This is a genomic window from Bradyrhizobium nitroreducens (assembly GCF_002776695.1).
Taxonomy (GTDB): Bacteria; Pseudomonadota; Alphaproteobacteria; order Rhizobiales; family Xanthobacteraceae; genus Bradyrhizobium; species Bradyrhizobium nitroreducens.
This window is the reverse complement of record NZ_LFJC01000003.1, coordinates 3,620,787-3,646,922: the sequence shown is the minus strand read 5'-3', so window position 1 is coordinate 3,646,922 and position 26,136 is coordinate 3,620,787. Positions and strand designations below refer to the sequence as shown.

The 26,136-nt window shown below is 64.9% G+C and carries 23 protein-coding genes and 1 tRNA gene; 18 read left to right on the top strand and 6 right to left on the bottom strand.

Going from position 1 to position 26,136, the window contains the following annotated elements; all coding sequences use genetic code 11:
- Positions 1–222 precede the first annotated feature (222 nt).
- The 16 genes from TSA1_RS17725 to TSA1_RS17650 all read left to right on the top strand — a co-directional run bounded on the left by TSA1_RS17725 (position 223) and on the right by TSA1_RS17650 (position 19,301).
- Entirely contained in the window at positions 223–483 is a 261-nt protein-coding gene (locus tag TSA1_RS17725) for a hypothetical protein (RefSeq protein WP_100177483.1), read from the top strand.
- Positions 484–890: 407 nt separating this feature from the next.
- The gene (locus TSA1_RS17720; protein ID WP_100177482.1) at positions 891–1,808 is read left to right on the top strand and encodes an ABC transporter substrate-binding protein; all 918 of its coding nucleotides are present in this window, start codon (positions 891–893) and stop codon (positions 1,806–1,808) included.
- Between the two features lie 196 nt (positions 1,809–2,004).
- Positions 2,005–3,621 carry an amino acid ABC transporter permease/ATP-binding protein gene (locus TSA1_RS17715; RefSeq protein WP_100177481.1) on the top strand — a complete coding sequence of 539 codons (1,617 nt, stop codon included), beginning with the start codon at positions 2,005–2,007 and terminating at the stop codon, positions 3,619–3,621.
- A gap of 57 nt (positions 3,622–3,678) precedes the next feature.
- Entirely contained in the window at positions 3,679–4,920 is a 1,242-nt protein-coding gene (locus TSA1_RS17710) for an acetamidase/formamidase family protein (protein WP_100177480.1), read from the top strand.
- Between the two features lie 134 nt (positions 4,921–5,054).
- A complete protein-coding gene (locus TSA1_RS17705) occupies positions 5,055–7,388 on the top strand; it encodes an acetamidase/formamidase family protein (RefSeq protein ID WP_174718950.1) in 2,334 nt (777 codons plus the stop codon).
- A gap of 14 nt (positions 7,389–7,402) precedes the next feature.
- Positions 7,403–7,786 (top strand): RidA family protein, encoded by a 384-nt coding sequence (locus TSA1_RS17700; protein WP_100177478.1) that lies wholly within the window; start codon positions 7,403–7,405, stop codon positions 7,784–7,786.
- Positions 7,787–8,088: 302 nt separating this feature from the next.
- Positions 8,089–9,252: a PspA/IM30 family protein gene (locus tag TSA1_RS17695; RefSeq protein ID WP_100177477.1), complete on the top strand. Its 1,164-nt coding sequence runs from the start codon at positions 8,089–8,091 to the stop codon at positions 9,250–9,252.
- Positions 9,253–9,262: 10 nt separating this feature from the next.
- The gene (locus tag TSA1_RS17690; RefSeq protein WP_100177476.1) at positions 9,263–9,922 is read left to right on the top strand and encodes an OB-fold-containig protein; all 660 of its coding nucleotides are present in this window, start codon (positions 9,263–9,265) and stop codon (positions 9,920–9,922) included.
- A 22-nt stretch (positions 9,923–9,944) separates the two neighbouring features.
- On the top strand, positions 9,945–11,636 hold the full coding sequence (locus TSA1_RS17685) for a flotillin family protein (RefSeq protein ID WP_100177475.1): 1,692 nt from the start codon (positions 9,945–9,947) through the stop codon (positions 11,634–11,636).
- A gap of 208 nt (positions 11,637–11,844) precedes the next feature.
- Positions 11,845–12,213, top strand: coding sequence for a hypothetical protein (locus TSA1_RS17680; RefSeq protein WP_100177474.1), 369 nt, complete (start codon positions 11,845–11,847; stop codon positions 12,211–12,213).
- A gap of 150 nt (positions 12,214–12,363) precedes the next feature.
- Positions 12,364–12,438 (top strand) — tRNA-Asn (locus tag TSA1_RS17675).
- Positions 12,439–12,651: 213 nt separating this feature from the next.
- Positions 12,652–12,831 (top strand): hypothetical protein, encoded by a 180-nt coding sequence (locus tag TSA1_RS17670; RefSeq protein WP_100177473.1) that lies wholly within the window; start codon positions 12,652–12,654, stop codon positions 12,829–12,831.
- 136 nt (positions 12,832–12,967) lie between these two features.
- Positions 12,968–13,630: a protein-L-isoaspartate O-methyltransferase family protein gene (locus TSA1_RS17665; RefSeq protein ID WP_100177472.1), complete on the top strand. Its 663-nt coding sequence runs from the start codon at positions 12,968–12,970 to the stop codon at positions 13,628–13,630.
- 206 nt (positions 13,631–13,836) lie between these two features.
- Positions 13,837–15,222 (top strand): TolC family outer membrane protein, encoded by a 1,386-nt coding sequence (locus TSA1_RS17660; RefSeq protein ID WP_100177471.1) that lies wholly within the window; start codon positions 13,837–13,839, stop codon positions 15,220–15,222.
- Positions 15,223–15,526: 304 nt separating this feature from the next.
- Positions 15,527–16,300 carry a PopZ family protein gene (locus TSA1_RS17655; protein WP_174718949.1) on the top strand — a complete coding sequence of 258 codons (774 nt, stop codon included), beginning with the start codon at positions 15,527–15,529 and terminating at the stop codon, positions 16,298–16,300.
- 124 nt (positions 16,301–16,424) lie between these two features.
- A complete protein-coding gene (locus TSA1_RS17650; RefSeq protein WP_100177469.1) occupies positions 16,425–19,301 on the top strand; it encodes a valine--tRNA ligase in 2,877 nt (958 codons plus the stop codon).
- An 89-nt stretch (positions 19,302–19,390) separates the two neighbouring features.
- Here the strand turns inward: TSA1_RS17650 and TSA1_RS17645 are convergent, their stop codons facing one another.
- Positions 19,391–19,993, bottom strand: a complete 603-nt coding sequence (locus TSA1_RS17645) for a DNA-3-methyladenine glycosylase (protein ID WP_100177468.1) — start codon at positions 19,991–19,993, stop codon at positions 19,391–19,393.
- Positions 19,994–20,123: 130 nt separating this feature from the next.
- On the opposite strand from TSA1_RS17645, the gene lipA reads away from it, so the two are divergent.
- Complete coding sequence (gene lipA / locus TSA1_RS17640) at positions 20,124–21,080, top strand: lipoyl synthase (RefSeq protein WP_100177467.1); 957 nt, start codon at positions 20,124–20,126, stop codon at positions 21,078–21,080.
- A 6-nt stretch (positions 21,081–21,086) separates the two neighbouring features.
- Positions 21,087–21,557, top strand: coding sequence for a type II toxin-antitoxin system RatA family toxin (locus TSA1_RS17635; protein WP_100177466.1), 471 nt, complete (start codon positions 21,087–21,089; stop codon positions 21,555–21,557).
- 152 nt (positions 21,558–21,709) lie between these two features.
- On the opposite strand, the gene TSA1_RS17630 is transcribed toward TSA1_RS17635, so the two are convergent.
- Genes TSA1_RS17630 through TSA1_RS17615 form a run of 5 tightly spaced genes read right to left on the bottom strand, consistent with a single transcriptional unit; the run spans position 21,710 to position 26,132 of the window.
- A complete protein-coding gene (locus TSA1_RS17630; protein WP_174718948.1) occupies positions 21,710–22,525 on the bottom strand; it encodes a c-type cytochrome in 816 nt (271 codons plus the stop codon).
- Positions 22,525–24,147 carry a b(o/a)3-type cytochrome-c oxidase subunit 1 gene (locus TSA1_RS17625; protein WP_100177464.1) on the bottom strand — a complete coding sequence of 541 codons (1,623 nt, stop codon included), beginning with the start codon at positions 24,145–24,147 and terminating at the stop codon, positions 22,525–22,527. Before TSA1_RS17625 ends, TSA1_RS17630 begins: the two co-directional genes overlap by 1 nt.
- Positions 24,134–24,700 carry a cupredoxin domain-containing protein gene (locus TSA1_RS17620; RefSeq protein ID WP_100177463.1) on the bottom strand — a complete coding sequence of 189 codons (567 nt, stop codon included), beginning with the start codon at positions 24,698–24,700 and terminating at the stop codon, positions 24,134–24,136. Before TSA1_RS17620 ends, TSA1_RS17625 begins: the two co-directional genes overlap by 14 nt.
- Positions 24,697–24,873, bottom strand: coding sequence for a hypothetical protein (locus tag TSA1_RS39730; protein ID WP_162848654.1), 177 nt, complete (start codon positions 24,871–24,873; stop codon positions 24,697–24,699). Before TSA1_RS39730 ends, TSA1_RS17620 begins: the two co-directional genes overlap by 4 nt.
- An 8-nt stretch (positions 24,874–24,881) precedes the next feature.
- A complete protein-coding gene (locus TSA1_RS17615) occupies positions 24,882–26,132 on the bottom strand; it encodes a c-type cytochrome (RefSeq protein WP_174718947.1) in 1,251 nt (416 codons plus the stop codon).
- Positions 26,133–26,136 lie beyond the last annotated feature (4 nt).

Below are 26,136 nucleotides of genomic sequence, written 5' to 3'. Positions count from 1 at the left end.
CGGTTTGTTACCCGGTTGAGCCGATCGTTCGCATTTTAGCGATCCGGCGATCGGGTCCCGATTGGTTAGCGATTTCTAAAGAAGTCCCGTCGGGAACCTACATTCGGGGCGAGCATCCCGAGTGTGAAAGAGATCACATCCTCGGCGGTTTATTTCTCTTAACTCCTTCGCACACCGGCCCAATGCAGGCCGGAGCGGGCAGGGCGGAACGGGAGACTGGTCATGAAGACGAGGTTCTTGCGGTTTGCGGGAGTGAAGAGCCGGGCGCGCCGCGCCTCCACGGTCGGGCTGTTCCTGACGCTGTTTGCCTCCGCCGCCCACGGGCAGGGGACAGCCGAACAGCGCCGGGCCTGCACACCCGACGTCTACCGGCTCTGCGCCGGCGAAATCCCCAATGTCCGCGCCATCACGGCCTGCCTGCGCCGTAACCGGTCGAGCTTGAGCGAGGCTTGCCGCAGCGTGTTCGATCAGGCCGGCGGCTGACATACCGGCTCTGTGCATTTGTGCGCAGCAAGTGCCTCGTGAGGCCAAGCGAATCCGGCATAGTCGGCCTGTGGATATGCTGCGGACAGGCTGTGGATATCGCGGCGTCGGCGGGTAGATGCGTCCACCGCCCGTCATATCTTCGTCAAGCGGCCTCACTGAGTGAGGCTTTGATCGTGCAGATATCTCTCCCAATCGAAACCATTTGATTCCTCCGAATTCGCCAATTGCGTATCACGCCAATTCGCGCCCGAGCAGTTTTTGGGCAGCCGCCTGCCCAAATCGCAGGCCCCCTCCATCCAATTTTTTGTACGTCCGCGGACAAGCTTTCCCGTCGGCTCTCCCCCTAGGCTCGCTTTCGAGATCTGGAACATGGCCTTTGCCATGACAATTCGAAGGAGCGGGACATGGAGAGACGGGTATTGCCCCAGGCGCGGCGGGGAACGGCGCGCGCAACGTCTTGGCGCAAGCTCGCGCTCGGCGCCAGCATCGCCCTTGGCCTGGTTGCCGCAGCACCGCTGAGCGCACAGGCCGCGGCGCCCTCCGCCTGTGCCGCGCTGCAGGAGAAATATCCGGACTGGAAGGGTAAGACGCTCGTCAACGCCATCAACCCGCACACGCCGGGCTACGAGACCATCGATCCCAAGGATCCCAGCAAATACATCGGCTTCGACATCGATCTCGGCGAAGCCATCGGTGAATGCCTCGGCTTCAAGCTGACCTACAAGCCGGTGACGTTCGCGGCGCTGCTGACCACACTGGCCGCGGGCCAGGCCGACATCGTCATCTCCGACATCTACGCCACCAAGGAGCGTGCCAAGGCGGCCGACTTCATCACCTATTCGAAGGTGTTCGACGGCGTGCTGGTCGCGAAGGGCAATCCGAAGGGCATCAACGGCATCAATATTTCGATGTGCGGCGCGGCTGCCGCGGAAAACACCGGCTATGTCGAGGTGCCCCTGATCCAGGCCCTGATCCCCGAGTGCAAGAAGGCGGGCAAGCCCGAGCCGACCATCCAGCTCTACGACAACAACGCCAACTGCATCCAGGCGATCCTCGCCGGTCGCGCCGACACCTATATCAACGACGTCAACACGGTCGACAGCGCGGTGAAGGCCTATCCGGACAAGCTCGAAAAGGCGATCGCGGTGACGATCCCGTATTCCGTCGGCATCGCCGTGCCCAAGGACAAGCCGAAATTCCGCGACGCCGTGCTGGCTGCGCTGATCGAGGTGCAGAAGGCCGGTACGCATATGGAGCTTCTGAAGAAGCATGGGCTCGACGTGAACAACTTCAAGGAGCCGGACATCCTGACCGCCGACTGAGTGCGGCTTACTTCTCCCGACGAGGACAGGTTGGCGCGAAGCGCCGGGTGAGGGGGCACCGCGAACTCCGGAGCAAGCGTACCCCCTCACCCGGATCGCGTCGGACGATGCGATCCGACCTGTCCCCAAGGGAGAGGTGATCAGCCCATCCACCGCCTTCGACCAAATTTGATCCCGCTCTCATGACGGCTGGCTGATGTCGCTGTTCCTTCACTATCTGAGCATGCCGTATCTGCTCGAGGGCATCGAGCTCACCCTCGAGGTGACCGCCCTCGGGCTCGGCGGCGGATTGATCCTCGGATTGATCCTCGCAGGGATGCAGCTCTCGCGCTTCTGGCTCCTTGCGGCAATCGCCAGGGCGTATACCGTGATCTTCCGCGGCACGCCGCTGATCCTGCAGATGGTGTTCGCCTACGACGCGCTGCCGCATATCGGCATCAAGCTGCCGGCGGTGCTGGCAGCCGGCCTCGCGCTCGCCTGCAACGAGGCGCCGTTCATAGCCGAGATGCTGCGCGCCGGCGTGCTCGGCGTGGATCGCGGCCAGCTGACGGCTGGCCAGGCGCTCGGCATGACACCGTCCGTCCTGATGCGCCGGGTGATCGCGCCGCAGGCCATCCGCACCATGATCCCGGCCTTCGGCAACGAGGCCGTCAGCGCCCTGAAGAATTCATCGCTCGCCTCTGTCGTCGCGGTGCAGGAGCTGACCCTGCGCTCGACGCAGCTGGCGTCCTCGACCTTCGATTTCTTCTCGATCTTCTTCGCGTCGGGTCTGCTCTATCTCGTGCTGACCGCGACCATCAGTGTGATCCAGCTCTTCGTCGAATGGCTGCTCGATCTCGACCGTACCACGCGCCGCGAGCGCAAGCTCGCCGACTATCTGCCCTGGCGCCGCGTCGATCTCGCCACCAAGCTCGAACTTGCCGATGCGACCGTCGCCGATCCAGATCCCGCAGAGCTTGCTGACACCCCGCCGCTGGCCCTGACGCGGGAGGAGCGTGCCCGCCGGGCCACGACCATCGCGCGCAACAATATCGCGGTGGAAGCAAAGGACCTCACCAAAAGCTACGGCCCGCAAAAGGTCCTGGACGGTCTCGACCTCACGGTGCGCGTCGGCGAGGTCGTTGCGCTGCTCGGTCCCAGCGGCTCCGGCAAGAGCACGCTGCTTCGCTGTATCAACCATCTCGAAAACTGGGACGCCGGCACACTGCGCGTCGGCGGACGCCGCCTCGGCTTCGACGAGAACGGCAAGCGGCTGTCGCCGCGCGCCATTGCCAATGAGCGCGCCAGCGTCGGCGTCGGCATGGTGTTCCAGCAGTTCAATCTGTTCGCGCATCTGTCGGCGAAGGAGAACGTCGCCGGCCCCCTGCGCTGGGTGCACGGCATGACCCGCATCGATGCCGACCGCCGTGCCACCGAATTGCTCGACCGCGTCGGTCTCTCGCATCGCGCCGACGCGCTGCCGCGGCATCTCTCCGGCGGCCAGCAGCAGCGCGTCGCCATCGCGCGCGCGCTGGCACCGAACCCGAGCGTGCTGTTGCTCGACGAGCCGACCTCCGCGCTCGATCCCGAGCTCGTCAACGAAGTGCTGGAGGTGATCCGCCGCCTTGCCATCGACGACGGCCTCACCATGATCATCTCGACGCACCAGATCCGCTTCGCCGACGAGGTCGCCGACCGCGTCGCGTTCCTGAGCGGGGGCGCGATCATCGAGGAGGGACCGGCGCACGAGGTGCTCACCAATCCCCGCAATCCGCTGACGGCGCGCTTCCTCAGTGTGATGGAAGCCGACAAGACGCCGGAGGCGGTGCGATGAGCGCCGTCGCCGCAGGATTCGAGACTCCCGAAGAGCCAGGTCAGAAGAGTTGAAGTCATGAAGCATGTCACGCTGCCGGTTTCGCCGAAGACCGTTCACTGGGGCTATTTCTCCAAGGCGGTCGCACCGGCCCTGACGCTGCGTTCCGGAGATCGCGCCACGATCGAGACGCTCACGCATCATGCGAATGACGATTACGAGCGCATGATCCAGGGCGATCCCGGCGCCGAGAGCGTGTTCCAGTGGACCCGGGAGCACAAGGCGGTGGCGCGCCGCGGCTCCGGCCCCGTCGAGGGCCCGTTCATCCGCGGCGCAGGCGAGGGGATCGGCGTGCATCTCCTCACCGGTCCGGTCGCAATCGAAGGCGCCGAGCCCGGTGACATTCTCGAAGTGCGCATTCTCGACGTCCGGCCGCGGCCGAGCTGCAGCGCCTGCCATGCCGGCCGCTGCTTCGGCTCCAACGTCGCGGCGAACTGGGGCTTCCACTACCACGATCTCATCGAGGAGCCGAAGCCGCGCGAGGTCGTCACCATCTTCGAGCTCGATACCTCCGGCGAGCCCTACGCGAAGGCCGTCTATAATTACGTCTGGACGCCGCAGACCGACCCCGACGGCATCGTGCATCCGACCATCGACTATCCCGGCGTGCGCGTCGATCACGCCACCATCAGGAAGCGCGAGAACATCCTCTCCAGCGTAAAGGTGCCTGCACGATTGCACTTCGGCACCATGGGCCTCGCGCCATCGGAAGCCGATTTCGTCAGCTCGATCCCGCCGAGCTATACCGGCGGCAATATCGACGACTGGCGCATCGGCAAGGGCGCGCGAATGTTCTATCCGGTCGCCGTATCAGGCGCCTATTTCTCGGTCGGCGATCCCCATGCCGCGCAAGGCGACAGCGAGCTCGGCGGCACCGCGATCGAGACCTCGCTGACCGGCGATTTCGAATTCATCCTGCACAAGAAGGCCGATCTGGCCGGCACCAATCTCGAAGGCCTCGACCACCCCATGCTCGAAACCGATCATGCCTGGTCGTTCTACGGCTTTACCTATCCGAACTACCTGGCCGCGCTCGGTGCAGATGCGCAAACCGAGATTGCCAATCACTCGAGTCTCGACCGTGCGATGCGCGATGCGTTCAGAAAACTCCGCCGGTTTCTGATGACAGTGCACGGTCTCAGCGAGGACGAGGCGATCTCGCTGCTGTCGGTCGGCGCCGATTTCGGCGTCACCCAGGTGGTCGACGCCAATTGGGGCGTCCACGGCACGATCCGCAAGAACATTTTTCGGTGCGACTAATGCGTTGAAGCGCATTCGCTATTCGGGATGAGCGCGTGAAGGAGAACCCGCATTTGCGGCCCGTCGCTGCGACGGATGACCGCGCGCGTCTGGCACAGAGGTTGCTTCGATCCACTGCAATCTGGGTCGAACCGATGAGCTTCCGTCCGTTCACGAGCGAGTCCTACGCGCAAGACGACCGCCCCGAGGCCTGGCGGGACGTGCTGGCCGCGGTTGGCCTGCAGCCGGCGGGTGGTCACGGCCTCTTCGACGGACACGCGACCGCCTCGCACCGGCACGCCGCAGGCGTCGCGTTGACGCGCATGGCTGCGGGCGCGCAGAGCGTCGGTCCGCTCTCGCGAGCGAACGAGGACCTGCCCATCGCTCTGATGCCGGTCGAGGACGGCATGGTGCTGAAGAGCGCCGGCAGTCATCGTATCGTTCCCGTCGGCCACCTCGTGCTGCTGCCGCGCAGCGGCGATTGGAGCATCGTGTTCCAGCGCGACATGCGCGCCATCGTGCTGTCGGTGACCTCGGAAGCGCTGCACGGGCGCCTTTCGGGCAAGCCGCGGCTCGGCGAGCCCCGGGTCGTGCCGACCACCGGCTTTGCCGACGTGTTCTCGCGTCTGCTGGATGCGGCCGCGCGCACGCTCGACACGTTGAGTGACGCCGAATGGAATTCGCTCGCGCAGTCGCTCGTCGATCTTCTCCTGACGCTCGCGCATCAGCTGGCGGCGTCGACCTCCGATGCCGGATCCAGTGCGGCGCAGGCCGCGCTGCTGCACCGGATCTGCCAGACCATCGAGCGTCGCCTCGACGATCCCGACCTGGTGCCGGCCCGCGTGGCGCAAGCCGAGGGCATTTCCGAACGCTATCTGCAAAAACTGTTCGAGACGGTCGGCGACAATTTCACTCACTACGTTCGCGAGCGACGGCTTCAGCGTGCCTGGGCCGACCTGTCCAATCCGACCGAGGCGCATCGTTCGATCTCGGAGATCGCCTACGCCTATGGCTTTGGCGATTCCGCGCATTTCAGCCGCGCCTTCCGCCACCGCTTCGGCCTGCCGCCGCGCGAGTTTCGCCAGCAGGAGGCCGAGCGCGCGACGTTGCAGCACGGAACCATCGGTCAGCGCGGCTGGCCGCAGGACGCGCTGGCACAGCTCCGCGCGCATCAGACCGGTACGGAGGCGCGCAGCAATGTCTGCCTCGCCGACTTCGATGAGCCGAGAGCTGAGGGTCGCAAGCACCATCATCTCCCGATCGAAGCCAACCGTGTTCACTGGGGCTATTTCAGCCGTTCGCTGCAGCCGCAGCTCGAGATCGCCTCGGGCGATACCATCACCATCGAGACGCTGACCCAGCATGCATCCGACGACCCCGAGCTGATGATCGCGGGCGATGCCGCCGCTGAAAGCGTGTTCGGCTGGACCAAGGCCAGGAAGAACGTGGATCGTCGCGGCGCGGGTCCGATGGATGCCAGCGTGTTCGGACGCGGTGCCGGCGAAGGCTTTGGCGTGCACATCTGCACGGGTCCCGTGGCGGTGAAGGACGCCCAGCCCGGCGACGTGCTGGAGGTGCGGATCCTCGACATCGTGCCGCGCGCAAGCCGTCATCCCGAACATTCAGGCCGCGTGTTCGGCTCCTCCGTCGCAGCCTGGTGGGGCTATCACTACAACGAGTTTCTCGCGGGTCCGAAGCCACGCGAGGTCGTGACGATCTACGAGATCTTCGACGACACCGACGCGCCGCACGCCCGCGCGCTCTATTCCTACCGCTGGGAGCCGCAAACCGATCCGTTCGGGGTGGTGCACGCGGCCTATGATTATCCCGGAGTTCCAGTGGCGCCCGGCACGGTCAAGCGCCGGCATGCCGTGCTCGACGGCATCAAGATTCCCTTGCGGCCGCATTTCGGCGTGATCGCGGTGGCGCCGCGCGAGGTCGATTTCATCGACTCGGTGCCACCGTCCTATTTCGGCGGCAATCTCGACAATTGGCGGCTGGGGAAGGGGGCAACGGTCTATCTCCCTGTTTCGGTCCCCGGCGCGCTGTTGTCGGTCGGCGATCCCCACGCCACGCAAGGCGACGGCGAGTTGAGCGGCACCGCGATCGAATGCTCGATGACCGGCACCTTCGAGGTGATCCTGCACAAGAAGGCCGATCTTGCCGGCCAGCCCTTCGCCGATCTCTCTTATCCCCTGATCGAGACTGCGACCGATTGGGTGCTGACCGGCTTCAGCCATCCGAACTACCTCGCGGAGTTCGGCGCCAAGGGGCAGAGCGAGGTCTACGCAAAGTCGTCGCTCGATCTCGCCATGAAGGACGCGTTCCGCAAGATGCGGCGCTTCCTGATGAACGTCAAAGGCCTCAGCGAGGACGAGGCGATCGCGCTGATGTCCGCCGCCGTCGATTTCGGCGTCACGCAAGTCGTCGACGGCAATTGGGGCGTGCACGCCATCCTCAGCAAGCGCCTGTTTCAGGACGCACCTTAACAAGGACATTCTCGGTGAAATTCCACATGATCAGCGGCGGCCCGAAGCCGGTCGCACCCTTCAGCCACGCCGTGGAGACCGACGGCTTCGTCTTCGTCACCGGCCAGATGCCGGACACGCCGCAAGCGCCGGGCGTACTGCCCGACGGCATCGTCGCGCAGACCCGCGCGGTGATGGAGAACTTGAAGATTGTTCTGGCGGGGCTCGATCTCGGCTTCGATCACGTCGTGATGACACGGATCTATCTGACGCGCTTCAAGGAAGATTATGCGGCGATGAACGAGACCTATCGCACGTACTTTCCGACGGACCGCCTGCCAGCCCGCACCTGCGTCGGTGTCACTGGCTTGGCGTACGACGCCTTGATCGAGATCGATCTGGTCTGCCGGCGGCCGTAAGAGCAGCGTAGGGCGTTAGCGAAGCTTAATCCGCGCCATCCTCGCCGCGGAGGTGAATGCTGCGGATGACTCTTCGGCCAATCCGCCCTACGTCCTCCTACGGCGCCTGCGTTCCAACTTCGCGCGAACTTTCGCTAAAATTGCAACCCGCGCGTGCAAGAAGTCTTGATCGGCGGTGATCTAGAGGTGATAGCCCGCATTTGAACGCGGCCCCGGGCGACAGCGACCAATCCCTGGAGTGCACAAGGATCAGTGGAACGTGATCGTACCCTCTCTTCCTAAAGCACTAAAATGGTGCTTTAGTGCTTTCCATGAGCCAGTCGCCCCGAAACGCGCCGTCTGCGCTGCGTTACAGGCTTGCCCCTGACCCGGCCGCTAAGGCCGCCCTGGAGGCGACGTTTGAGGCCTATGACCGCATGATGGAGATCCTCGATGAGGTCGCGCGGAGCCACAATGTCGGCTCCAACGTCGTGCTGCTCCATGCCCACGCCTATGAGCCGATCCGCAAGGCAACGGCGCTGCCGTCGCGCCTGGTGACGCTGGGCCTGCGCGACCGCGCCGAATATCGCGCGGCGCAGGGCCGTCGTCTACCGCTCGACGACAAGCTCGCCAAGATCAAGGGCCCGGCCACCATTTCGATTGCGACCGTGCAAGGGCGCTTCAGCGTGCCCTTCGATTACGCCGGCTACGCCGAGGGCTGGGGGCAGAGCGTGCCCGCACGCCTCATCCGCACCGACGATGGCTTCGAAGTTCACTACGGCGTCACGCCGAACACTCTGCCAGAGGAGGAGAACGCTATGGATACCATCGCTGCCGCCCCCGACAATTTCCTGTCCCGGGTCGGACGTCTGATCGCCGGCATCGCCTATGACGCGATCGAGCAGGCGGAGGGCAAGAACAAGCTGAAAGTGGTCGGCCAGGCCATCCGCGAGATCGAGCACGCCGAGAGCGAGGCGCGCGACGCGCTCGCCGCTGCGCGTGCCGAGGAATACCGCCTCAACGCGCGCCGCACCGAGATCGAGCGCGAGATGGCCGATCTCGCGACCAAGATCGAAGGGGCGATCACCGACGGGCGCGATGACCTCGCCCGCGCCGGCATCGCGCGGCAGATGGATCTGGAGGCGCAATTCGAGGTGCTCTCTCGTGCCATCGACGAGAACAACGAGAAGATCGAGCAATGCGTCACCTCGCTGCGTGCGGTGCTGTCAGCGCTCCAGGACGCCGAGCAACGCCGCGCCGATCTCGAAAAGAGCGAGACTGCCGCAAGCCATCAGGCCTCGACGTCGTCCCGCAAGCGGGGCGGCAGCTCCGCGGCCGCGAAGGCGCTGCGCGCGGGCAGGGCAGTGGCGCGGGCCACCGGGGTGCCACCCGGAATCCCATATTCGAGCGACATCGACGAGCTCAGCGCGCTTCATCGCGACAAGGAAATTGCGGCGAGGCTGGCGCGGCTGAAGTCGCGCTCCTGAGTGCCGTGTCATGAGCGCCCTGCTCGAACACGTCATGATGCCGGAGGTGCGGCCGTTCGCAATCGCGGCGGCCATGATCCTCATCGTTGGCTCGATCGAGGTGGTCTCGATGCTGGTCGGGGCCTCCTTGAGCGAGATGCTCGGCACCAACATCGATTTCGGTCATCCCAGCGACAATGGCGTCATCAACGCGATCTCCTGGATCAATGTCGGCGGCGTGCCGCTCTTGATCTTCCTGCTGCTGTTGCTCGGCGCCTTCTCAATCACCGGCTTCCTGATCCAGGACGTCGCGCGGATGGTGGCGGGGCCCTTGCCGGCGACGGCCGCCTCGGTCGGGGCCCTCGGGGTCTCGGTTCCCCTGGTCCGCGCCGCCAGCCGAGCCATCGCGCGGATCATTCCGAAGGACGAAAGCTACGCCGTCGGCCTTGGGGACCTCGTCGGCCGCATCGGCGAGGTGGTCATCGGCCCGCTCGACCAGGGGCCGCCCGGCAAGGTCAGCGTCGCCGACATCCACGGCAACCGCCATTTCGTCTGGGCGGTCGCCGCGCCGTCATCATCGCCCCTGCCGCAGGGAACCATGGTCCTGCTGGTCGATCGCGACGGCACCCGCTTCGTCGCGGTGAAGGCCGACGATGAACTCAAACCGTCCAAGCCCACTCTAAGCAGCTAGCAAGCCATTATTGGAGAAAGTCATGTTCGACATCGCAGTCCCGGCCATGATCGGCGTCGCGCTGATCGTCGTTCTCGGGATCGTCTTCACCATCCTCTACAAGCGCGCCACGCGAGACGAGGCCTTCGTGCGCACCGGCCTCGGCGGCAAGAAGGTCGTGCTCGACGGCGGCGCCATGATCCTGCCGATCTTCCACTCCTATGCCAGCGTCAATCTGAAGACCTTGCGCCTCACCGTCGAGCGCAAGGAGCGGGAATCCCTGATCACCAAGGACCGCCTGCGCGTCGACATCGTCGCCGAGTTTTACGTCCGCGTCCGCCCGGACGAGGAAAGCATTGCGCTGGCCAGCCAGACGCTGGGCGCGCTGACCAACGACGCCGAGGCGCTGCGCAACCAGGTCGAAGCAAAGTTCGTCGACGGCCTGCGCTCCGTCGCTGCGACCATGACCATCCTCGAGCTTCAGGAGAAACGTTCGGACTTCGTCAAGCACGTCCAGTCCACGGTCGAGTCCGACGTGAAATCGAACGGCCTCGAGCTGGAGTCGGTGTCGCTCACCAAGCTCGACCAGACCGACGTCAAATTCTTCAATCCGGAAAACTTCTTCGACGCCGAAGGTCTCACCCAACTGAAGACGGTCACTGAGACCCGCCGCCGCGACCGCAACTCGATCGTGCGCGACAATGAAGTGGCGATAGCGCAAAAGGATCTCGAGGCGCGCCAGCAGACGCTGACCATCGAACGCACCAAGAAGGAAGCGGAGCTGTCGCAGGAGCGCGACATCGCCAACAAGACCGCGAGCACGCGGGCCGAGGTCGCGACCGCCACGCAAACAGCGCGCCTGACCGAGGAGAACGCCCGTATCGATACCGACCGGGCCGTCGCCGAGAAGGAGGCGGGCGCCAAGCAGGTGAAGGAAACGGCCGTCATCGAGTCCGATCTGGCGATCAACAAGCGCAAGACCGACGCGCAGCGCGAGATCCAGATCGCCACGCAGGAGAACGAGATCCAGATCGCCTCCAAGAGCAAGCAGACCTCGGAGGCCGTTGCCGAAGCCAAGGCGGCCGAAGCGCTCGCCGTTTCCGCGGAGGAAAAGGTCGTCACCGCGCGCGCCGTCGAGGTCGCCGACCGTGCCCGTCTCACCCAAGTGCTGGCCGCTCGCACCGAGGCCGAACGCAAATCGACCGAAGTGATCGTGGCGGCCGAAGCCGAGAAGAAGGCAGCGCTCGATCGCGCCGAGGCCACCAAGACGCTGGCGACGGCGGAAGCCGAGTCCAACAAGATCAAGGCGGTCGGCGTCAGGAACATCGGCGAGGCCGAGGCCGCCATCATCACGCTCAAGAACGAGGCGCAGAACAAGCTCGGCGCCAACGTGATCGACTTCGAGCTCGCCAAGAAGCGGATCGAGACGATGCCGTCGGCGCTGGCCGAGATGGTCAAGCCGATCGCCAACCTCAAGGACGTCCGTATCCTGCACACCGGCGGTGCGTTCGGCGGCAACGGCGCCGGTGGAGGCAATGTCGGCTTCGGCGAAGGGCTCGCCGGCGAGCTGCTCAAGGTGCACGCGCTGCGTCCGATGATCGACGAGATCCTGCGCCAGAGCGGCTTTGCGCCGGGCGATGATCCCGTGAAGGCGCTGGTCGGCGCCGTGACCGGCAAGAGCAACGGCGCCGCGGTGCCGGCGCCTGCGGAGAAGACAAACTCTGCCGACCTATGAATGCCGGTTCATTGCTGCGGAGAATTCGAAACGATAAAAAGGCTGGGCGCGTCTCGCGTCGCGCAAGCGTCCTGGAGTGCCGGTCGATCGTGTCCTGAACCCATCGATCGCGCTCCGGACGTGTCTTGAGGCAACGCTTTTCGTTGCCGCGGCGCCTGCGCCGATCGACGCGGGGCGCCGAGGCCTGTTTCGATCGGAGGATTTTCACATGAAATATTTTCTGTCCGGATTGATCGCGGTCGGTCTTTCGATCGCCGCCATGCCATCGTTCGCAGCCGACGCACGCAACGTCACGGTCGTCAACGAGACCGGCTATGCCATCAAATTCCTCGGCTTCAACGCACCGGACGATGGCCTGGACGAATGGGATAACGAGCTCGACAAGGTCTTGCAGAACCAGACCAGCACCTATGTCGAGTTCGACGAGGACGACGAGGGATGTGTCTGGAACATCCGCGTCGACTGGCAGAACTACGACGAGTCCGTGCTGTGGAAGAACGTCAACCTGTGCAAGATGACCGCGCTTCGGCTGCGCTACGATCCCGGCACCAAGACGACCTCGTTCCTCGCGGAATAGCGGCCGGCCAATATTGCCCGGAGACGATGGCCCGGAGGAGGGGCCGCTCAGGCCCTTCCTCAAGTACGTTCGGATGGTGACGAATTCGTCCTTTGCAAGCGCAAGCGGCTTTGTTATACGCAGCCCCGCGCGAACGAATGGTTCGCCTTTTCCTCGGTAGCTCAGCGGTAGAGCATCCGACTGTTAATCGGATGGTCGCTGGTTCGAATCCAGCCCGGGGAGCCAAATCTTGCCGCAAATTCAATGATTTATGGTCGCGCCCTCATGTGGCGCGAGACGTCGTTGCATTGCTTTCTGAGCAGCGCCTTTACGAAGGCCGCCCGGAATCATCTTCAAGAGGATGTGTGCACGGGCGCCGTCGGGCCATGAGGGCGGCGCCAAATCGACTCAATTGAAATCGAGGCTTGGGTTTGCCGGATCTTTACGGAGCTGATTCCCATGCGAGACATCCAGGTCGACCGTTCGCACATGGCCCCTTCGATTCTCCCGGCTGACGTTCCCGCACTGAGCGACGACGAATGCCTCGCCTGTCTGGCCCGTGCGGTCGAGACGCCCGATTCGGCAAGGCTGGATGAGGTCGCCGCTCTGATCGGCCGCCTCGCGGTGGCGATCGAATAATCCTTCCGGTCTCTGAAGCGGTAAGATGCGGAAGCCTTAGCCCGCAGGCGAACGGCCGTGTTGCGTTTTGGCCGTGCATGCTCCAAAGATGCCGCGAATTTCGTCCGCGGCTTCGTCCGCATTGCAGGGTCCGCAAATGTCCGGTTTCTCGACCGCGCGCCTCAAAATGGTCGATGGCCAGGTGCGCACCAATGACGTCACCGACCGTCGTGTTCTCGATGCCATGCTCACGGTTCCGCGCGAGGCCTTCGTGCCGGCCGGCAGGCAGGCGCTGGCTTATCTGGACCTCGACCTCGACGTGAGCGAGGGCACCGCCAAGCGCTTCCTGATCAAGCCGCAGCTGACTGGCAAGCTGTTGCAGGCCGCCGAAATCGGCGAGGGCGACAACGTGCTGGTGGTCGGCTGCGCCACGGGATACCTCGCCGCGCTGGCAGCCAGGCTGGCGCGGCAGGTCACCGCCACGGAATGCGATTCGGCTCTGGTCGCGAAGGCCAGGGATGCCTTCGCGTCCCTGGGGCTTGCCAACGTCACCTGCAAGGCTGCTGCCTGCACCGAGGGCGATCCTGCCGGCGCTCCCTATGACGTGATCATCCTCAATGGCGCTGCCGAGGTGAAGCCGGAGGCGTTGCTCGAGCAGCTGAAAGAGGGCGGGCGTCTGGTGGGGGTCTCAGCCGAATCCAAGCCGCCGCGGGCCATGATCATGACCCGTACCCACGGTGAGTTAGGCCATCGAACCTTGTTCGATGCCGCAGCCCCGGTCCTTCCCGGGCTCGAACGAGCGGCCGCCTTCGTCTTCTGACGGCCCAAATCCCGTTAAAATCCCGTTCTGAATCAGAAGTGTGGCCGGGATGCTGCACGTGAAGAGTTTCCACCGGGAACTACGCTGAGGTAGTTCCGTCGCGCCAATCCGCATCCTATGTTGCGGCGGGGCAACGACTCCACTCAGTAGACGGTAACCCAGCTCGCGGGCACGAGTTGGGCGTTAGAATGAACGGAATTTTTGGGATGCATGGGGTGAAGCTCTTCACCGGAGCTGCGGTTTCGGTCCTGCTGCTCGCGCTTGCCGGGCCGACGCCTGCCTTGGCGGACACGATCGAGGCGGCACTGGTGCGCGCCTATCAGAACAATCCGCAACTCAACGCACAGCGTGCCCAGGTGCGATCGACCGACGAAGGTGTGCCGCAGGCGCTGTCGGGATATCGCCCGAAGGTCAATGTGACTCTCGGCAGCGGGTATAATTATCAGGACGTCCAGACCTCACAGAAGGGTGCCGCCTTCAATGTCCCCCTTCAGCCCAACAGCGCGAGCCTGACCGTCAACCAGACCCTCTACAACGGCAACCAGACCGCCAACAAGACGCGCGCGGCGGAGAGCCAGGTGTCCGGTCAACGTGAAGCACTGCGCAGCGTCGAGCAGGCCGTGCTGCTTCTTGCTGCCACGACTTATATGGATTATCTGCGCGACGCCGCCACGCTCGAGGTTCAACGGAGCAACGTGCGTGTGCTCGAACAAACGCTGAAACAGACCCGTGATCGCTTCAACGTCGGCGAAGTGACGCGTACCGACGTTGCGCAATCCGAGGCACAGCTGGCGGCGGGCAAGACCCAGGCGCTGACCGCGGAAGCAACGCTCACCACGACGCGCGCCAAGTTCCGTCAAGTCATTGGCAACGAGCCGACGAACCTTGCGCCCGGCTCCCCTGTGGACCGGTTCCTGCCGGCAACGCTCGCTTCGGCTGTTGACCTGTCTCTGGTCGAATATCCCGACATCTTGGCGGCGCTCTATGGCGTCGACGTCAACTATCTGCAGGTCAAGATTGCTGAGGGAGCGTTGCTGCCAACGGTGGCGGTCCAGGCTACCGTCAGCACCGGCTACCAGCAGACCGTGAGTGCCTTTCGAACGAATACCGCGTCTGCCATCGCGACGGCCACGGTGCCGATCTATCAGGGCGGCGCTGAATATTCGCTGATCCGCCAGTCCAAGGAAAACTTGGCGCAGCAGCGCCTCAATGTCGAAAAAACGCGGGACCAGATTCGCGCGAGTGTTGTTCAGTGGTGGGGTAATTTGCAGGCCGGCAAGGCACAGGTGCAGTCCGCACAAGCACAGGTCACGGCATCAGAGATCGCGCTGAACGGCGTTCGCGAAGAGGCCAAGGCCGGACAGCGCACGACGCTCGATGTGCTCAATGCGCAGCAGGCCCTGGTCAATGCGCGGGTGGCGCTGGTCAACGCGCAGCACGATCGGGTCGTGGCATCCTACAACGTTCTCAACTTCGTCGGCCGCCTCGCGCCGCAGGTGCTCGGCCTTAACACCACCGTTTACGATTCGAGCGTCCACTATCAGCAGGTCCGCGACAGCTGGGCCGGCGTGCGCACGCCCGACGGGCGCTGATTCCCGTAGGTACCCGGTTGGCCTCGCGAATAGCCGAGGCCGACCGGTGCTTTGCTTGCAATCGTCAAAATCCCTGACATAGCCTTGCCAAGATGATGCGAGTCGATTCGCCTCGCATTGATGCCGTGTGCGTAAAGCTTGAGTGCCGGGGGCAGGGGCGCACCGCCGCACGTTGAGCCGTGATCTGGGGACAAGTCGGGCTGCCGCGACGAAAATGTCAGGCCACTCGTTGCGGAACCGGCCAATCCCGCCCTGCTTGGTGTAAAACAACGCATGCGAGGGCGTTGATGATGTGGAGTCGGAGATGACGCAGCCTGCAAAGGTCACAGAACCCTCGATGGAGGAGATTCTGGCCTCGATCCGGCGCATCATTGCCGACGATGAGGCCAAGCCGCCGCCGGCCGAGACTGCCAAGCCGGAGAAAGCTGCGGCACCCGCCGCGCCGGCAAAGCCGCAGGCGATGAACGACATTCCGCCATCCAAGGTCGCACCGGCCAAGCCAGCCGCCGAGAAGCCTGCGCCGGCCCCGGCCGCCAAGCCGGCTCCGCCGCCCGCACCTGCGGCGGATGCATCGCCGAACAGCCAGGACGACATCGACGCGCTGCTGGCGGGGCTCGATGCGGCCACGCCTGCGCCCGAGGTCCGCGCGCCTGAGCCCGAGCCCGAGCCGGAGCCTGAACCCGACGTGCTCGAATTGACCGACGACATGGCGATGGATCCCACGCCGCCTCCGCCGCCGCCGAGCTTCCGCAAGGTCGAGCCGCGCGACGATCTCGAATTCGCCGAAGCCCCGCCGCCGCGTCCGACGCCGCCGCCGTCTTACGCGCCGGTCGATTTCGATGCCCCGCCGCTGCCGCCGCAGCAGCCGATGCTGGCGCAATCGACGGTCTCGGCCGTCGAATCCGCCTTCAACTCCCTGGCCCATACGGTGCTCAGCAGCAACGCTCGGACGCTGGAGGATCTGGTCAAGGAGATGCTGCGTCCGATGCTGAAATCCTGGCTCGACGACAATTTGCCGGCCATGGTGGAACGCATTGTGAAGGCCGAGATCGAGCGGGTTTCGCGCGGCGGCCGCTGACCCGCCCCTGCGGCCCCGATAAAGCCCTGCTCCTGCGGCATATTCGGCCTGCGGATCAGGCCGGAAAGCCGTTGCCGCTGAGCTTCCCGTTGACTTGACCCGCACACGCGGCTTTCTAGCGCCCATGATCGAGAAAAATCACCAGCCCGCCGATATCGAAGCCCGCATGTCCGTGGTGTGGGAGGACAGCCTTGCCTTCAAGGCCGGCCGTCCCGACCGCCGCGACGCCGTGCCCTTTACCATCGTGATCCCGCCGCCGAACGTGACGGGCTCGCTGCATATGGGGCACGCCCTCAACAACACGCTCCAGGACATCCTGTGCCGGTTCGAGCGCATGCGCGGCCGCGACGTGCTGTGGCAGCCCGGCACCGACCATGCCGGCATCGCCACCCAGATGGTGGTCGAGCGGCAGCTGATGGAACGCCAGCAGCCCGGCCGCCGCGAGATGGGCCGTGAGAAATTCCTGGAGCGGGTCTGGCAGTGGAAGGCCGAGAGCGGCGACACCATCATCAACCAGCTCAAGCGCCTCGGCGCCTCCTGCGACTGGTCGCGCGAGCGCTTCACCATGGACGAGGGCCTGTCGAAGGCCGTCGTCAAGGTGTTCGTCGAGCTGCACCGCGATGGGCTGATCTACAAGGACAAGCGGCTGGTGAACTGGGACACCAAGCTGCTCACCGCGATCTCCGATCTCGAGGTGCAACAGACCGAGGTGAAGGGTCACCTCTGGTATCTGCGCTATCCGATCGAGGGCAAGATTTTCAGCCCCGAGGATCCCTCGAGCTTCATCGTCGTCGCCACCACGCGCCCCGAGACCATGCTCGGCGATACCGGCGTTGCCGTGCATCCGGAGGACGAGCGCTATCAGAAGCTCGTCGGCAAAAACGTGATCCTGCCGCTGGTCGGCCGCAAGATCAAAATCGTCGCCGACGACTATTCCGATCCTGAGAAGGGATCGGGCGCGGTGAAGGTGACGCCGGCGCACGACTTCAACGATTTCGAGGTCGGCAACCGCCACGGCCTCGCCCGCATCAGCGTGATCGACAGGGAAGGTTGTCTCGATCTCGTCGACAACGAGGACTATCTGCGCGACCTGCCTGAGGGCGCCGCGCAATTCGCCGGGGAATTCCACAAGGTCGACCGCTTTGTCGCGCGCAAGCGCATCGTCGAGCGGCTGGAATCGTTCGGCTTCGTCGAGCGGATCGAGCCGCACACCCACATGGTGCCGCATGGCGACCGCTCCGGTACGGTGATCGAGCCCTACCTGACCGACCAATGGTACGTCGACGCCAAGACGCTGGCAAAACCAGCGATCGCGGCGGTGCGTTCGGGCGAGACGTCGTTCGTGCCGAAAAACTGGGAAAAGACCTATTTCGACTGGATGGAGAACATCCAGCCCTGGTGCATCTCGCGCCAGCTGTGGTGGGGCCACCAGATCCCGGCCTGGTACGGGCCGGACGGCAAGGTGTTCGTCGCCGAGACCGAGGAGGAGGCGATCAGCCACGCGCTCGGCTATTACGTCGAGCAGGAGGTCATCACGGCCGAACAGGGCCGCGAGATGGCGCTCGACCGCAACAAGCGCGAAGGCTTCATCACGCGCGACGAGGACGTGCTCGACACCTGGTTCTCCTCGGCGCTGTGGCCGTTCTCGACGCTCGGCTGGCCCGACGACACGCCGGAGGTGCAGCGCTATTATCCGACCAACGCGCTGGTGACCGGCTTCGACATCATCTTCTTCTGGGTCGCCCGCATGATGATGATGGGCCTGCACTTCATGAAGGAGGTGCCGTTCTCGACCGTCTACATCCACGCCCTCGTCCGCGACGAAAAGGGCGCCAAGATGTCGAAGTCGAAGGGCAACGTCATCGATCCGCTCAACCTGATCGACGAATATGGCGCGGACGCGCTGCGCTTCACGCTGGCCGCGATGGCCGCGCAGGGCCGCGACATCAAGCTCGCCACCAGCCGCGTCGAGGGCTACCGCAATTTCGCGACCAAGCTCTGGAACGCCTCCCGCTTCGCCGAGATGAACAACTGCGCCGTGCCCGACGGTTTCGAGCCGGCGAAGGCGACGGGAACGCTGAACCGCTGGATCGCGCATGAGTGTGCGCACACCACGCGCGAGGTGACCGAGGCGATCGAGGCCTATCGCTTCAACGATGCGGCGGGCAGCATCTACCGCTTCGTCTGGAACGTCTATTGCGACTGGTATGTCGAGCTCGCCAAGCCCGTGCTGCTCGGCCCGGACAGCCCGGCCAAGGACGAGACCCGCGCCATGGTCGCCTGGGCGCGCGACGAGATCCTCAAGCTGCTGCACCCCTTCATGCCCTTCATCACCGAAGAGCTTTGGGAGGTGACAGCCAAGCGCGACGGGCTCCTTGCGCTGGCTCCGTGGCCGCTGAAGCCGACCGAGCCGACGCCGGAACAGCTGGCGATGCTCGCCGCGGCGGCCGGGCCGACCGATCCGCTGGTGTCTCCGATGCTGGTCATGCCGATCTTCGACCACTCCGACTTCAGCGATCCCAAGGCGGAGGCCGAGATCGGCTGGGTGATCGACCTCGTTACGCAGATCCGTTCGGTGCGCGCCGAGATGAACATCCCGCCAGCGACGCTCACGGCGCTGGTGCTTGCGGGCGCCTCGGCCGAGACCCGCGAGCGCGCGCCGCGCTGGACCGACGTCATCAAGCGCATGGCCCGCCTGTCCGACATCTCCTTCGCCGACAGCGCGCCCGACGGCGCGGTGCAGTTGCTCGTGCGCGGCGAGGTGGCCGCACTGCCGCTCAAGGGCGTGATCGACGTCGCCGCCGAGCGGTCGCGTCTCGACAAGGAAATCGGCAAGGCCGATGCCGACATCAAGCGCGCCGAATCGAAGCTGGCGAACGAGAAATTCGTCGCCAACGCGGCGGAAGAGGTCGTCGAGGAGGAGCGCGAGAAGCGCGAGGCCGCGCTCGCGCGCAAGGCCAAGCTGCTGGAGGCACTGGAGCGTCTGAAGCAGGCGTCCTAGCCTCGGTGTCATTCCGGGGCGGCTCAGAGAGCCGAACCCGGAATCTCGAGATTCCGGGTCCGATGCTGCGCATCGCCCCGGAATGACAGTCACTTCGGAAACGGCTTGCTCAAAAACTTCGAGCCCCTGACGCCATAGCGCCAGGGCAGTTCGACGGCCTTGGTGATGCCGATCCGGATGCCGGTAGCGACCTCGACGTCCCCGGTCCGCGCATGCAGTGCGAACGGCGGCCGGTCCAGCGGCAGGGTGTTGTGCGCGATGGTGATGCCGAGCGCCTCGGTCAACTTGCCCGGACCCGAGCACAGCGCGTGCAGATCCTGGAGATGACGGCGGCGGCGCATCGCGGCCAGGCCATGGGTCGGCTCCAGTGCGCGGATCAAGACGGCGCTGGCCGAGCCTTCCTCCTCGCAGACGAAATTGACGCACCAATGGATGCCGTAGGAGCGGTAGACATAGGCATAGCCGGGCGGGCCGAACATCACCTGGTTCCGCGGCGTCGGACCGTTGTAGGAGTGCGCCGCCGGCTCGGTATGATGATAGGCCTCGACCTCCACGATGATCCCGCCGACGCCGTCGACCAGCAGGGTCGCCCCGATCAGGTCGTGGGCGACCTCGCGGACGTCGCGCGCGAAAAAGCCACGCTTCAGGGCCTTGCCAAGCCGGGGTGTGGAAGGTTTCGAGACTGGAGCCATTCGAGGTGAGAATCGCCTGAGAACAGAGCAGGATATTGCCCATATCTGCCATGTTCCCTGAAGCCGTGCGAGCCGGGTTGCGATGCCGGGCCAGACCGACTAGGTAGGACCTGAACAGACCGGACGGACCATGGTCGTTATTGTCGATACCATCTCGAACCCGCTGCGCCCGCGCCACCCCGAAAAGGTGAATCGCCCTGACTCCGCTTCGCCGCCGAAGCCGGACTGGATTCGCGTGCGCGCGCCCAACACCCGCGGCTATGCCGACACCCGCAACATCGTGCGGTCGAACGGCCTGCATACGGTGTGCGAGGAGGCGGGCTGTCCGAATATCGGCGAGTGCTGGGACAAGAAGCACGCCACCTTCATGATCATGGGTGACACCTGCACCCGGGCCTGCGCCTTCTGCAACGTCAAGACCGGCCTGCCCAATGCGCTGGATGCGGCCGAGCCTGCGAATGTCGCCGAGGCCGTAGCCAAGCTCGGCCTTGCCCACGTCGTCATCACCTCGGTCGACCGCGACGATCTCACCGACGGCGGCGCCGAGCATTTTGCAAAGACCATCCGCGCCATCCGGGCCGCGTGTCCCTCGACCACGATCGAGATCCTGACGCCGGACTTCCTGCGCAAGGAGGGGGCGCTCGAGGTCGTCGTTGCCGCCAAGCCCGACGTGTTCAACCACAATCTCGAGACCGTGCCGTCGCGCTACCTGACTGTGCGGCCCGGCGCGCGCTACTTCCATTCGATCCGGCTGCTGCAGCGGGTCAAGGAGCTCGATCCCACCATCTTCACCAAGTCCGGCATCATGGTCGGCCTCGGCGAGGAGCGCCACGAGGTGCAGCAGGTGATGGACGATCTGCGCTCCGCCGACGTCGATTTCCTGACCATCGGGCAATATCTGCAGCCGACCCGCAAGCACCACGCGGTGATGCGCTACGTGCCGCCGGACGAGTTTTCGTCCTACGAGAAGATTGCCTACACCAAGGGCTTCCTGATGGTGTCGGCGAGCCCGTTGACCCGCTCGTCGCATCATGCCGGCGAGGATTTTGCGAGACTGAAGGCCGCGCGGGCAGCTAGCGCCCGCTGAATCGCCATGCCCAAATTTTCGAGCAAGCGCCGTGTCAATCACAGCGCCTCCGAGATGTTCGATCTGGTCGCCGACGTCGAGCGCTACCCGGAATTCGTGCCGCTCTGCAGCGCGCTCAAGGTGCGGCAGCGGATGGCGAAGCCCGACGGAACCGAGGTGCTGGTCGCCGACATGACGGTGTCGTTCAAGCTGGTCAGGGAATCCTTCACCAGCCGCGTGACGCTCGACCGCGCCAATCTGAAGATCTTGGTCGAATATCTGCAAGGCCCGTTCAGCAACCTCGAAAACCGCTGGACGTTCGAGCCCAAAGGTGAGGGCGTCTGCGACGTCGGTTTCTTCCTCGCCTATGAATTCAAGAGCCGCATGCTGGCGATGCTGATGGGCTCGATGTTCGATGCCGCATTCGCGCGGTTCTCCGCCGCGTTCGAGAAGCGGGCGGATGTGATCTACGGCCGGCCGAAGCTGGCGCAGACGTAGGTAACTCTCGTGTCCCGGACGCGCTGCAACGCCCTTCGCGTTGCTGCGCAGAGCCGGGACCCACGCGCACGAGCGTCTCGGAGAGATGGGCCCCGGCTCTGCAGCGCACCGCTGAAGCAGCGCTGCGCTTCGTCCGGGGCACGGGGCCTTCCTCAATCCACCGCCTTCACCACGTCCGGAGGCTGCGAGGCGTAATACGCCGCGGCCGCCTCGATCTCCTGCGCCGTCATCGCGCGCGCGATGTTGCGCATCTGCTGGCTGATGTCGTTGCGGCGCTCACTGGTCGCGAAGGCCTGGAGCTGCGCCTTCATGTAGGCTTCCGACTGTCCTTCCAGCCACGGGCTGCCGGTCTTGTTGTCGAGGCTGCCATGGCAGGCGCCGCAGGGCGCGATGCCGCGCATCGGCGCGCCGTAGATGACGATGTTGGGTTTCGGCAGTTGCGGCGTCGGGTGATAGGCCGGCAGCCGCGGCAGGTAGGCGTAATAGTTGGAGAGATCGGCGATCTCCTGGTCGGTCAGGTTGACCGCGAACGGCGACATCACGGCATTGCTGCGCGCGCCCGAGCGGAAATCGTGAAGCTGCTTGTAGATCACGGCGGCATACTGACCGGCGAGATTGGGCGAGTCCGCGCGGCTGACGCCGGTCGGGCCGTGGCAGATCGCGCAGCGCTGCGCCAGCGTGGCGCCGCGGCCGATCGCCTCCTGGCTCGGGCGCGACAGCGTGTTCGAGGTCAGCACGACCTCGGACAAGCGCTTTGCCTGTTGGGGCGCCGTGACATCGGGCGCGCGCTGCGTCACGCCGGCAGCAGAGCAGATCGCGTCCCAGACATTGGCGAACTGAACCCAGGGCTGCGCGAAGGGCAGCACGATGAAGCCGGCAATCGCCGTCACGATCAGGATCGCGGCGGTGATGCCGACGCCAATCCTGAAATGAGTGTTACGGAGGGTGAACAGGTCGCGCGTGCTCATCACTGCGCTCCCACATAGACGGCCGGCACCGAGGTGCCCGAGCTCAGCGCCAGGTTCAGGATCGGATAGCCGTAATTGGTCAGCGTGAGGCCGATCATCAGCGCCACCCACAGCGCATGGGTGTTGAGCGCGACGGGCACCGTCTTCGGCTGATGCACGGCCAGCGCGAAGCGATAGGGCCCGGCGTCAATTTGAGGTGCGCGCATGCCACGCGCCAGGATGACGATGAACATGATGCCCGACGCCAGCAGGATGAAGCCGCCGATCGCAGACAGGATGACGGAGAGCGCCTGCGGCGCGATGGCGGGATCGCCGAAATCGAAATAGGCCATGCGGCGCGGCATGCCCAAGATGCCGACCCAGTGCCACGGGAAGGTGGTGACGATCATGCCGACGAACCACAGCCAGAGCTGGGTGCGGATCAGCCTGACATCGATCAGCTCGCGTCCTGTCAGGTGCGGCCACAGATCGTAGGCGATCGCGAAATACATGATCACGATGGCGCCGCCGAAGATCAGGTGGAAATGGCCGGTGATCCACTGCGTGTTGTGGATGGAGGCATCGAGCTGGTAGCTCATGTTGATGAGGCCGCCGGCGCCGCCGAAGCCGAGCATGACGAACGAGAACGCCAGCGCCAGCATCATCGGATTGTCCCAGGGCAGGGCGCTGATCCAGCCGAACATGCCGCGCCCGCCGCGCAGCCGCGCAGCGATCTCGACCGAGGCGCAGATCGTGAACACGGTCAGCAGCGTCGGCAGCGCCACCAGCGCCGTGAAGGCCGAATGGATGAACTTGAAGCCGGCCCCTACTTGCGGATCGGCAAAGGTGTGGTGCATGCCGATCGGCATCGCCACCACCAGGAACAGGATGAAGGAAATCCGCGCCATGCTGTCGGAATAGATCCGGCCGCCGATCGCGCGCGGCACGATGGTGTAATAGGCGATGTAGGTCGGCATCAGCCAGAAATAGACGATGGCGTGCAGCGTCCACGAGAAGAACACGCGGGCGAGGCCCGCATCGATGGTCGCCTTCAGGCCTGCCGCGACCGGAATGATCTGGAGCAGCAGCTCGAGCGCGGCACCGACCGCGGTCCAGGCCCACAGATAGGAGCCCGCGACATTGGCGAACATCGCCAGCGGCACCGGCGCCCCGGGATTGGCCTTGCGCCAGACGCGCAAGTTCACCGACATCAGCGCGACCCAGATCCACGAGCCGACCACGACCAGCACGACGCCGAGATAGTAGAAGACGTTGCCGATCAGCGGCGGGTAAAACGTGTAGAGCACCGAGGCGCGGCCGAGCGCGATCGGGATCACCGCCATGATGCTGCCGGCCACGATCAGCCAGAAGCCGGCCCAGGCCCAGCGCACGCCGACCAGGCGCTGCTGCAGCGCGGCTTCGCTGATGGCATAGCCGAAACCCATCGCAACCAGCGTCGGGAAGACGTAGCCCATCACCGTGCCGTGCGCGGTCAGGGAGCGATAATAGAGCTCGGGATTGGACAGCCAGGTGCCGATCGGACTGCGGATGAACATCTGCCAGGCGCCGAGCGTCAGCGCGACGCCGAACACCGCGAAGGCCAGCCAGAAATGGGCGAGGATGAGCTTCCTATTGACCAACACAGCTCAGCCTCCCGCCGCCCTTCGCGCGGTTTGCAAACTCGGTCTTGTCGATCACCTTGACCTTGCCCCACATGCCCTCGTGACCGAAGGAGCAGAACTCCTGGCAGGGCATCAGATAGTCGCCCGTTTTCGTAAAGCGCATCAGCTGCTCGGAGATGTAGCCGGGCACCAGCATGGTGTTGACGTTGGTAGCCTGGATCAGGATGCCATGCACGACGTCGGCGCTGGTGGCCCGCAGCGTGATCGGCGTGTCGGCGGGAACCAGGATGCAGGCCGGTGTAAAGGAATATTGCTGGCCGATCGCGCGCACGGTGACGGTGCCGTTGGCCTCGAGCACGCTGCCGAGATTGCTCTCGACGAACTCGCCCGAGAGATGAATGCGCGACGGGTCGATGGTCTCGACGCGCGGCTGCGGCATGGTCGCGCGATGGATGCCGGCGAAGGCCGCGAGCCCCGCCATCATCACGACGATGATCACGGCGATGGTGGCCCAGCGCCGCTCGACGCGGGCCGCGACCTCGGTGCTGGCGTGATGCGTTTCCTCCGCGCTCATTGCAGCGATCCGCGCGGCAGGAACACGAACAGATAGAAGGCGAACCACATCGCGACCACGCAGGCGGTGGCGATGCCGGCGAGCACGATCGCGCCGGACGGGCCCTGCGCGACGACCTCCTCGACGGCCTGGTCGGCGGTGGCCGGGCTGGTCGGCGGATCGGAGTTGAACATGCGGCCTCTCAGTTCAGCGGTGCGGAGCGCAGCTCGTTGGCCTCGCGCGCCGAGACCGGTGTGCCGCGATTGCCCCATGCCGTGCGGATGTAGGAGACGACGGCGGCGATCTCGTTGTCGGAGAGCAGACCGGCGAACGGCGGCATGCCGTAGGGCATCGGATTGCCCTTGGTGCCCGGCGGATAGCCGCCATTGAGCACCATGCGGATCGGATTGACCGCGGACTGCATCTCGATCGACTGGTTGTTGGCGAGCGGCGGCCAGTGCGGCGGCTTGCCTTCGCCCTGCGTGCCGTGACAGCTCGCGCAATGCCTGTCGTAGACGGTCTTGCCGAGACTGATCAGCAGGCTGGTTTCGGTGGTCGGCAGGGCCGTAGCTGCCGGTGGCGGCGACGAGCCCTCGGCGATACCCTTGAGGTACACCGCCATGGCGCGCGTATCCTCGTCATTGAGGTATTGCAGGCTGTTGTGCACCACCTCGGCCATCGGGCCGTAGACCACGCCGCGCATGGAGACGCCGGTCTGGAGCAGATCGGTGATGTCCTTGATGCTCCAGTCGCCGAGGCCGGCTTCGCGGTTGGAGGTGAGGGAGGGTGCGTACCAGTTCTGCATCGGAATCAGGCCGCCCTTGAAGGCGTCCGATTGCGAGGTGCCGCCGAGCGCGTTGATCGGCGAATGGCACATGCCGCAATGGCCGAGGCCTTCGACCAGATAGGCGCCACGATTCCATTCCGCCGACTTCTTCGGATCGGGCTTGAACTCGCCCTCGGTGAAGAACAGCGTGCGCCAGCCGAGAATGAGCTGGCGGTTGTCATAGGGAAAGCGCAGCTCGTGCGGCTTGTTCTTCTGGCTCACCGGCGCAATCGCGCGCAAATACGCGTAGATCGCGTCGCTGTCGGCGCGCGTCACCTTGGTGTAGGACGCGAACGGCATCGCCGGATAGATCAGCCCGCCGTCCGGGAAACGGCCGCTGTGCATGGTCTTGTAGAAATCGTCGGCGCTCCACTTGCCGATTCCCGTGTCGGGATCCGGCGTGATGTTGGAGGTGTAGAGCGTGCCGAACGGCGTCGGCATGGCGCGGCCTCCGGCGAACAGGCGGCCCTCCGGCGCGGTGTGGCACGCCGTGCAATCGCCGGCACGGGCCAGATATTCGCCGCGCGCGATGATGTCATTGGTATTGCTCTGGCTCTTGTCCTGCGCCTGCGCGGCCGTCGTGAGCGCGGCGAGGGCGAGCAGAGTGATCGACAGTTTCGAGCCCATCACC